Consider the following 8,819-nt stretch of genomic DNA (forward strand, 5'->3'; position numbering starts at 1 on the left):
GCAAGATGCAGAAAAAGCGTTTAGTTGGCATGAAACTGGTCGAATAAATATGGGACATGAAGCCATTGATCGACATGCAAATTCTGATAGAAAAAACAAAATTGCACTTTATTATAAAGATGCTACTCGCAAAGAATCTTATACCTTTAATGAAATGAAAAAATGGTCAAACAAAGCTGCAAATGTATTGCAAACTCATACAAATCTAGAAAAAGGAGACCGTTTGTTTATCTTCATGCCACGTTCTCCTGAATTATATTTTGCTTTAGTAGGCGCTCTTAAAATGGGTGTAATTGTTGGACCGCTTTTTGAAGCGTTTATGGAAGGTGCCGTTTATGATCGCTTAGCAGATAGTGAAGCGAAAGCCATAGTCACTACACCTGAACTTTTAGGACGTATTCCCGTAGATAAATTACCTCACTTAGAAACTATTTTACTAGTTGGAGACAGTGTTGAGGAAAATAATAAAACGATTGATTTCATGAAGCATTTGAAAACGGCATCGCCTTATTTCAAAGTTGAATGGCTAGATAAAGAAGATGGTTTAGTTCTCCATTATACGTCGGGTTCGACGGGCAAACCTAAAGGGGTACTACATGTTCAAGAAGCAATGGTTCAACATTATCAAACAGCAAAATGGGTACTAGATTTGAATGAACAAGATATTTATTGGTGTACAGCAGATCCAGGATGGGTTACTGGAACATCTTACGGTATTTTTGGGCCGTGGTTAACTGGGACAACGATGGTTGTCATGGGCGGACGTTTTTCTCCTGGAGCTTGGTATTCAGCAATTGAAGAGTTTGGAGTCACAATTTGGTACAGCGCACCTACCGCTTTCCGTATGCTAATGGGAGCTGGTGATGCCTTGGTGAAAGACTATGACTTATCTTCATTACGTCACGTTTTATCTGTAGGGGAACCATTAAATCCTGAGGTTATTCGATGGGGTGCTGAAGTATTCCACCACCGTATTCATGACACTTGGTGGATGACGGAAACGGGTGCTCAAATGATTTGTAACTATGCTTGCTTACCAATTCGTCCTGGATCAATGGGTAAACCAATACCGGGTGTTACGGCAGCAATAGTAGATGATCGGGGAGTAGTATTACCTCCGAATCAAATGGGGAACTTGGCATTGAAAAAGGGATGGCCATCAATGATGCGTCAAGTTTGGAACAACCCTGAAAAGTACCAATCTTATTTCTTAAACGATGAATGGTATGTATCAGGAGATTCTGCATACATGGATGAAGATGGCTACTTCTGGTTCCAAGGAAGAGTTGATGATGTTATCATGACTTCTGGAGAACGTGTTGGACCGTTCGAAGTGGAAAGTAAACTACTTGAACATCCGGCGATTGTAGAAGCTGGTGTTATCGGAAAACCGGATCCAGTACGTGGAGAGATTATTAAAGCATTCGTGGCATTAAAAGAAGGTGTGGAACCTTCGGATGAATTAATTGCTGATATTCAACAATTTGTGAAAAAAGGGTTAGCTGCACACGCGGCTCCTCGTGAAATTGAATTTAAAGATAAACTTCCAAAAACTCGTAGCGGAAAAATCATGCGACGCGTTTTAAAAGCCTGGGAATTAGATTTGCCAACAGGTGATTTATCAACAATGGAAGATTAATAGATAAATTTGAGATGATGGTTTGGTGTTCTGTTGACCTAAATGGAAATTCTCATAAGAATGAAAAAAGCTGTGGACCTTATCTTATCGATAAGGTCCACAGCTTTTTAGTATGTTTATTCTCCATCTCCAGGTGGAGTCACAACTGGAGGCGGTGTCACCACTGGTGGAGTCACCACTGGGGGTGTCACAACAGGTGGTTTTGGTTTTTCAGGTTTTGGCTCTGGTTTCGGTTCTGGCTTTGGTTCCGGAGTAGGCTCAGGTTCAGGAGTCTCAATTTTAGCTACGTTAGATCCAGAGGATTGAACTCCTGTAATATCAACAGCTACAACGAAATATTCACCTGGTCCACTAACTTGATACGAATTTCCACCTGCTTCTTTAATCGAAGTAAGGAGAACATTGTTTCCTCCAGTACGACTGAACACTCGGTATCCAACAACATCATACGAAGCGGAATTCGTCCAAGTTAGTTTCTGTCCTGATAATGTAGCAGTAACAGGTTGTGGTGCTGCTCCATCCGCTTTAAAAGTATCTTCGGAAACAACGCGATTTGCGAATCTAGAGTTATTCGGGAACAATTTACTAGGATCGCCTTTCATTCTACCGAACATGCGCTTTATAAAATCTTCGTTAACACCAACCCCACCAGCTGTAACAAATTCGGTTGGTGTATTAGGAAGAGCCCGATAACGCTTGTCCTTAATCATTACGTATGAAGAAGAAACGAAACTATCATCTACTCTAGTTGGAACAAAAGTGTTTCCATTAAATAAATCTGATGTCACAAGACCAGCACGAGAACATTCAGCTGAAGGTGCCATCCCTGAAATAGCACAGAAGGAACGTGACACTACACCTTTTGGCGCTTTAAATTCTATGTTTGGATCAATCATTTTAGGATTCACATCATAAGAAGCGTTCATTAATTTTGCCCATAACATATTTACACGTGCTCCTGGTTGAGGATATCTACCAGTATGGTCAATTAAAGTTTTTTGTTTATCATAACCTAACCATACGCCTAGTGTGATAGATGGATTATATCCCATAAACCAAACATCACGTGCTTCGTTTGTTGTACCAGTTTTTGCTGCAAAATCTGAACTGAATTTCAACATGCTTTTCGCCTTTGTTCCAGTTCCGACGCTCAAAACATCTCTTAACATATCAGTTAAAATATATGCAGTTTGAGGTGAATAGACAGGAACAGCTTTTGACTTATGTTGAAATACGACATTACCATCGGCATCTTCAATTTTCTCAATCATATACGAGGAAACATACTGTCCAGCATTTGCTATAGTAGCATAAGCATTGGTGTTCTCTTGAACGGACACATCCACTGTACCAAGTACTGTTGATGGGTTAGCATAAGTTCCATCTGTAACTTTAGAGAAATTCATCTTTTCTAAAAAAGTTGTAGGTTTACGATCTTTAATTGAATCATACAGGCGAACAGCAGCTAAGTTTTGAGAAGTAGCAAGAGCCTGGCGAGCAGGAATAATTCCAAGCTCTTGGTTAGCAAGGAAATTTCCAGGATTGTATGCAGTGCTTCCTGCAATAAAGCCATCTAATTTTACGTCAACTACAGGACTACCTGCACCAAGTACCCCATATTCAATAGCAGGACCATAACCGACAAGTGGTTTCATTGTGGAACCATTTGGACGGAATCCTTGAGTAGCATGGTTTAACTTCTCGGTATTATAATCACGTCCTGCAATAAAGCTTAAAATACGACCAGTGCTGTTTTCCATTAAAATACTTCCGACTTGAACAGGAACATCAACTAGTTCAGGTTTACCTGTCTCTTTGTTCGTTCGTTCTTCTTTAGTTGTATAACCATAGCTTTCAAACTCATTTTTTACTTTTTGATGAGTATCATATAATTTTTTATCAATAGTAGAGTGAATACGATAACCATTTACACGCATCTTTTGTTCAGCCAGCATCTCATATTTCACTTTTAATTTATTTTCTTCCTCTAAACGTTCGGGGTCAATTCCATCTTTTTCAGCCAACAACACTGAAATAATTGCAATTGCTTGGCGCTCCAGTTCAGCATTTAAATCAGGATATCGTTCACTTGTTGATTTTTCTGCAGAACGAAAATCTTTTTTAATATCATATGCAATTGCTGCATTGTACTCTTTTTCCGTAATGTAATTAGTTTCTTTCATTCGATAAAGAACGGTCAACATTCGGTCTATCCCAGGTTTTAACCCATCAGCATCTTTTAAACCTTCTTTAGTAAATGGTGTGTGTGCAAAAGGTGCTTGTGGTATGCCTGCAATAAAAGCAGCTTGAGGAAGATTTAAATCTTTTGCTTTTACATTAAAAATACCTTCTGAGGCAGTTTCAATTCCGGCAATATTTTCTCCTGCAGCATTACGGCCATAAGGAATAATATTTAAGTAGGCTTCTAAAAGTTCATCTTTTTCCATAAATTTCTCAAGTCGTAATGCGAGAAGAATTTCTTTGGCTTTACGCTCATAAGAAACTTCGTTTGTTAAAATTTGATTTTTAATTAACTGTTGAGTTAATGTTGATCCACCAGTTTGACTATCCGAGTTCGTCACATCTTGAAATAGTCCACGGAAAATGGCTTTTGGAACGACCCCGTTATGAACTTCGAAGTATTCATCTTCAGTTGCATATACTGCATCTAAAACAAATGGTGACACTTCAGATAGTTTCGTTTCTCGACGCTGTAAATCTGCTCTTACTTTCCCTAAATAAACATTATCGGCAAAGTAAAGTTCCGAGGTTTCTTCATAACTTAGTATAGAACTACGCATTTCTTTTTCTTTTCTTAGCGGTTCTTGATCTACCAATGAAGCAAAGTAACCCGCTCCAACAGATCCTACAAATGCTCCACCAACTAGAAAAACAATTAACACTAGTATAGCAAGATTCCAAAAGACACCAGACGTTATACGTAGGCCTTTTGCCCATCGTGCTTTTGTCCATTTATCCCATGTTTCACTTATTTGTTTTAGTCTATTTTTCACTTGATCATTCAATGGAATCGACCCCCTAAAATCTTGTCCTATTATATCATAAAAACTTCCTTTTTTATTAATTTTATTGACAACGAAAATTTTAGGCGTACAATGAAAAAATATATAGTGCTTTAAGTGATGAAAAGTCCGAAGTAATGAATGCAAGTGCTGTTTAGAGAGCCAGCGGTTGGTGAAAGCTGGTCAGTGTGCATACATGAATTACAGGCTGGGAGCTTAAACGTTTACACAACGATACTGTGTCTGAAGAGCGGAAGGGCAAGTTCCTTCAAGCTGGGTGGTACCGCGCAAATAATATTAGCGTCCCTGCATGATTTTAATTAATCGTGCAGGGACTTTTTTATTGTCTAGCTCAGATTATAAGAGGGACGTTTTTTGTTTTAAAAGTTAGGCTATCAGATTGCTGTTGAAACAAACGAAATAGTACATTTGGGGCTAACGCAAATGTACGACAAACAACAATATTATTTAAAAGAGCCAATATTTAAAGGAGGAATTTAAAATGACAAACGCATTGATGGAAGACTTAAAATGGCGAGGGCTTGCTTACCAGTTAACAGACGAAGAAGGAATGGTGAACCTTTTAAATAACGAATCAATATCTTTATATTGTGGGGTTGATCCAACCGCAGATAGTATGCATATAGGACATATCGTACCCTTATTAACATTACGCCGTTTTCAACTTCACGGGCATCAACCGATTTTATTAATTGGTGGGGCAACAGGAATGATTGGGGACCCATCAGGTCGCAGTGAAGAACGCCAATTACAAACTACTGAACAAATTGATCAGAATGTTAAAGGACTTAAAGCTCAAATGGAACGGATTTTTGATTTCAGCTCTAAAAATGGAGCAGTTATGGTCAACAATCGTGACTGGATTGRCTCGATGAATGTGATTGAATTCTTACGTGACTACGGAAAATATATCGGTGTCAATTACATGTTAGCTAAAGATACTGTCGCTTCTCGATTAGAAGGTGGAATATCCTTCACTGAGTTCTCTTACATGTTGATTCAAGCAATCGATTACAATCACTTATACGATTCTCATAATTGCCGTATTCAAGTGGGTGGGTCAGACCAATGGGGGAATATTACAACTGGCCTAGAAATTATTCGTAAAACTCATACCGATGATTCAAAGGCATTTGGTATGACTATCCCACTTGTTACTAAAGCTGATGGATCAAAATTTGGTAAGTCTGCCTCAGGATCTGTATGGTTAGATGCCGAAAAAACAACACCATATGAGTTTTACCAGTTTTGGATGAATGCTGCAGATGCAGACGTCATTAAATACATGAAGATTTTCACTTTCTTAACTCGAGAAGAAATCGAGGCTTTTGAAGTGACTGTCATTGAAGAACCGCATTTACGTAAAGCTCAAAAAGTACTTGCTGAAGAAATGACGCGTATGATTCATGGTCAAGATGCATTGGAAAATGCCATTCGCGTTACGCACGCATTATTTAGCGGAGATTTAAAAGCCCTTTCAGCAAGTGAAATGAAGGAAGCATTTAAAGACGTTCCTTCTATTGAAATGGCGAAAGTAGACAAAAATATCGTCGACTTGTTAGTAGATGCTGGCGTATCACCATCAAAAAGACAAGCGCGCGAAGATGTAACAAATGGTGCTATTTCAATAAATGGCGAAAAAATAACTGCTGTTGATCATATCGTAAGTGAAGCAAATCGTTTAGATGATTCATTCTCAATTGTTCGAAGAGGGAAGAAGAAATACCATATGGTGAAATTCGTATAAAAACAAAAGCTGCTAGACGATTTTGAATTCGTCTAGCAGCTTTTATATATTCCTAATAATCACTTGTTATGTTTGATCCAAAGTGGCAACTCTAAATCTCCATAAATGTCTGGATGTAATATATTAGAGAGTTTAAGAGCGCCTTCAAGTAAACGAGGGGAAGGACGACAATATAATTCTTCTTCCATTATATATAGATGACTTTTCTGTTCATTTGTTAGTCCATCGAATCCAGGTCGTTTTTCAACCACTTTTGTGTTTACTTTGTCTAATCTTACACCTACCCATGCCAAGAAGATATAATCTGGATTTCGACGCATGACGTCATCCCAGTCTGTTTGAATACTGGCTAATTCTACATCTCGAAAAATATTGCGACCTCCAGAAATCTCGCTCACTTCTGTTAACCAATTAATTTTCCCTGGAGTGAATATTGGTTTTGGCCACCACTCCCAGTATAGTTCAGGTGTCTTTTCAACCGTGGCAGCTCGTTTGTTCATTTCTCTTACGAAAGATTCATATGCAGTCGCAACAACTTCTGCATGCGGACTTATTCCACATGCATTTCCTACTGTCAATAAATCCTCAGCAATGTCGTTTAAACTTTGTGGATCCAAAACAAGATGAGGAATACCGCGAGCCACTAATTCGTTCACATTTTTCTCCATGCCAGGAACACTCAGCGAAGCAAGAACCAAATCGGGATTTAATGCTTCAAGTGCATCGATATCGATGGATAAATCTGGACCAAGCTTCGGCAAATGCTGAACAGATAAAGGCCAATCTGAAAAGTCATCAAGTCCAACGAGATTTTCTGTTAATCCTAAGTAGGCAAGTAGTTCTGTATTGCTTGGGCAAATCGATATTAGTCGCATCATTGACTCCTTTATTTTTTCCAACAGTGTACCATATGCACATAAAAGAAACTCAAATAGAATTTCAAATTTTTGATTTCATATTAATTTTAGGTTCTGTTAATCCTGTTGTTTATCGTATTTGCGCTAGGGACTGACCCTGTTTTTGAGACAGAATCAAAACAGGGGTTACCCAAAGGTCAATATCTTCTAATTTATAATTCTCGATGTACTTCCTCCTAATTTTAAACTATCCATGTCATTACGTGTATAAACAGAAAGCTGTCCTTTAAGTCTGTTCCTCTTAATGAGCGACATATAGAGTACTCAACCTCTTTCCAAACTAGTGTATCAAGTTCTTTTAGCTTTTTTAACGGGGGTTCTAAATATTTGTTCGGTCTTCCGAAACCAATTTCTTTAATTCTTTATAAAATCTTTACACGCTACAGCATGATTTTTATGTGTTTATGAATAATAGAAATGGATTATTTTAAAACATAGTGCATAGTATGTTACGTGTTAAATAAATTGATTGGGAAGGTTGAGATATTTTGAATAAATCAGAAGATAATAATCTGTTAATAACGAGGAATAATCTGCTTAACGAAATAAATAACGTAAGTTATGAAGAATTTAATTATATTCCTGAAGTTAATAGCTGGAGTATTGCTCAAGTTTGTCAACACTTAGCTTTAACTGAAGAAACTTTTGCAAAGGCGATTGCTTTTGGGCTAAAAAAATCCATTGCCTGTTCGGAACCTAAAAAAATTGACTTTATCTTAGACAGATCAAATAAATTGGAAGCACCAGAAGTAGTTAAGCCACAACTTGACTCATCCGAAACTCATCAAATAGTTGATCAATTAAATCATTCAAGAAATTTATTAAATAGTGTATTGAATACTGTGGAAGACACATCCATGTTAGTTGATAAATCACTAAAACATCCAGTCTTTGGTGATTTGCCTCTTTATCAATGGATCGAAATATTATACTTACATGAACAGCGACATATAGAGCAAATAGAAGAAATTAAATCACACTACTCGGTATAAAGGTTAAATCATCTTCCAATTGTGAGATATCCAATGACTAACTGGATTATGTTCGAGTTAACATAAAAATTTGCTACAGAACTCCTATTTCGGCACTTTTTTTATTCACAGATGCCTGTATTTTTACATTTTTTTCATCTGTTTTCAAATAATTGCAGCCTCTTTTATTTTTTTTTCTTAATTGGAATCCAGATTTCACTATTCTGACCTTTACTGGCCAACATTTCTGGTCTTTCTGCTAGCTCAAAGGAAGAGGAGGGTAACCATTCGGAAAACGTAATGAGTGGTGAAAGAAAGGTTCATATGGTAGCCATTCGAGTTCATCCAAATGGTGAAGTTAATAAAATAATAGAATAATTTATGGCTGGTGGTAATTAGAAACGTAAATGAGCGAAACAGAACAAGCTGTGAATGCATTTTTTTTATGTAATCTGTATCAAACTAAAGTATCTAAAAAGGGTGCCTGTCCCCCTATTCACT

Annotated in this window: 5 protein-coding genes and 1 other annotated feature; of the genes, 3 read left to right on the top strand and 2 right to left on the bottom strand. The window is 37.5% G+C overall.

Going from position 1 to position 8,819, the window contains the following annotated elements; translation table 11 throughout:
* The coding region (gene acsA / locus AC1DOS_RS15445; protein ID WP_477538213.1) for an acetate--CoA ligase at nt 1-1,639 on the top strand (1,639 nt) is incomplete at its 5' end.
* A gap of 116 nt (nt 1,640-1,755) precedes the next feature.
* Here acsA and AC1DOS_RS15450 read toward each other — a convergent pair.
* On the bottom strand, nt 1,756-4,665 hold the full coding sequence (locus AC1DOS_RS15450) for a transglycosylase domain-containing protein (RefSeq protein ID WP_477538214.1): 2,910 nt from the start codon (nt 4,663-4,665) through the stop codon (nt 1,756-1,758).
* 108 nt (nt 4,666-4,773) lie between these two features.
* Nucleotides 4,774-4,973, top strand: a binding site (T-box leader).
* A gap of 191 nt (nt 4,974-5,164) precedes the next feature.
* On the opposite strand from AC1DOS_RS15450, the gene tyrS reads away from it, so the two are divergent.
* Entirely contained in the window at nt 5,165-6,430 is a 1,266-nt protein-coding gene (tyrS, locus tag AC1DOS_RS15455) for a tyrosine--tRNA ligase (RefSeq protein WP_477538215.1), read from the top strand.
* Between the two features lie 59 nt (nt 6,431-6,489).
* On the opposite strand, the gene AC1DOS_RS15460 is transcribed toward tyrS, so the two are convergent.
* Nucleotides 6,490-7,305, bottom strand: a complete 816-nt coding sequence (locus tag AC1DOS_RS15460; protein ID WP_477538217.1) for a cobalamin-binding protein — start codon at nt 7,303-7,305, stop codon at nt 6,490-6,492.
* A 530-nt stretch (nt 7,306-7,835) separates the two neighbouring features.
* Here AC1DOS_RS15460 and AC1DOS_RS15465 point away from each other — a divergent pair.
* Nucleotides 7,836-8,339 carry a DinB family protein gene (locus tag AC1DOS_RS15465; RefSeq protein ID WP_477538216.1) on the top strand — a complete coding sequence of 168 codons (504 nt, stop codon included), beginning with the start codon at nt 7,836-7,838 and terminating at the stop codon, nt 8,337-8,339.
* The last annotated feature ends 480 nt before the right edge of the window (nt 8,340-8,819 follow it).

The sequence above is a fragment of the Paenisporosarcina sp. P5_A11 genome, assembly GCF_056400705.1.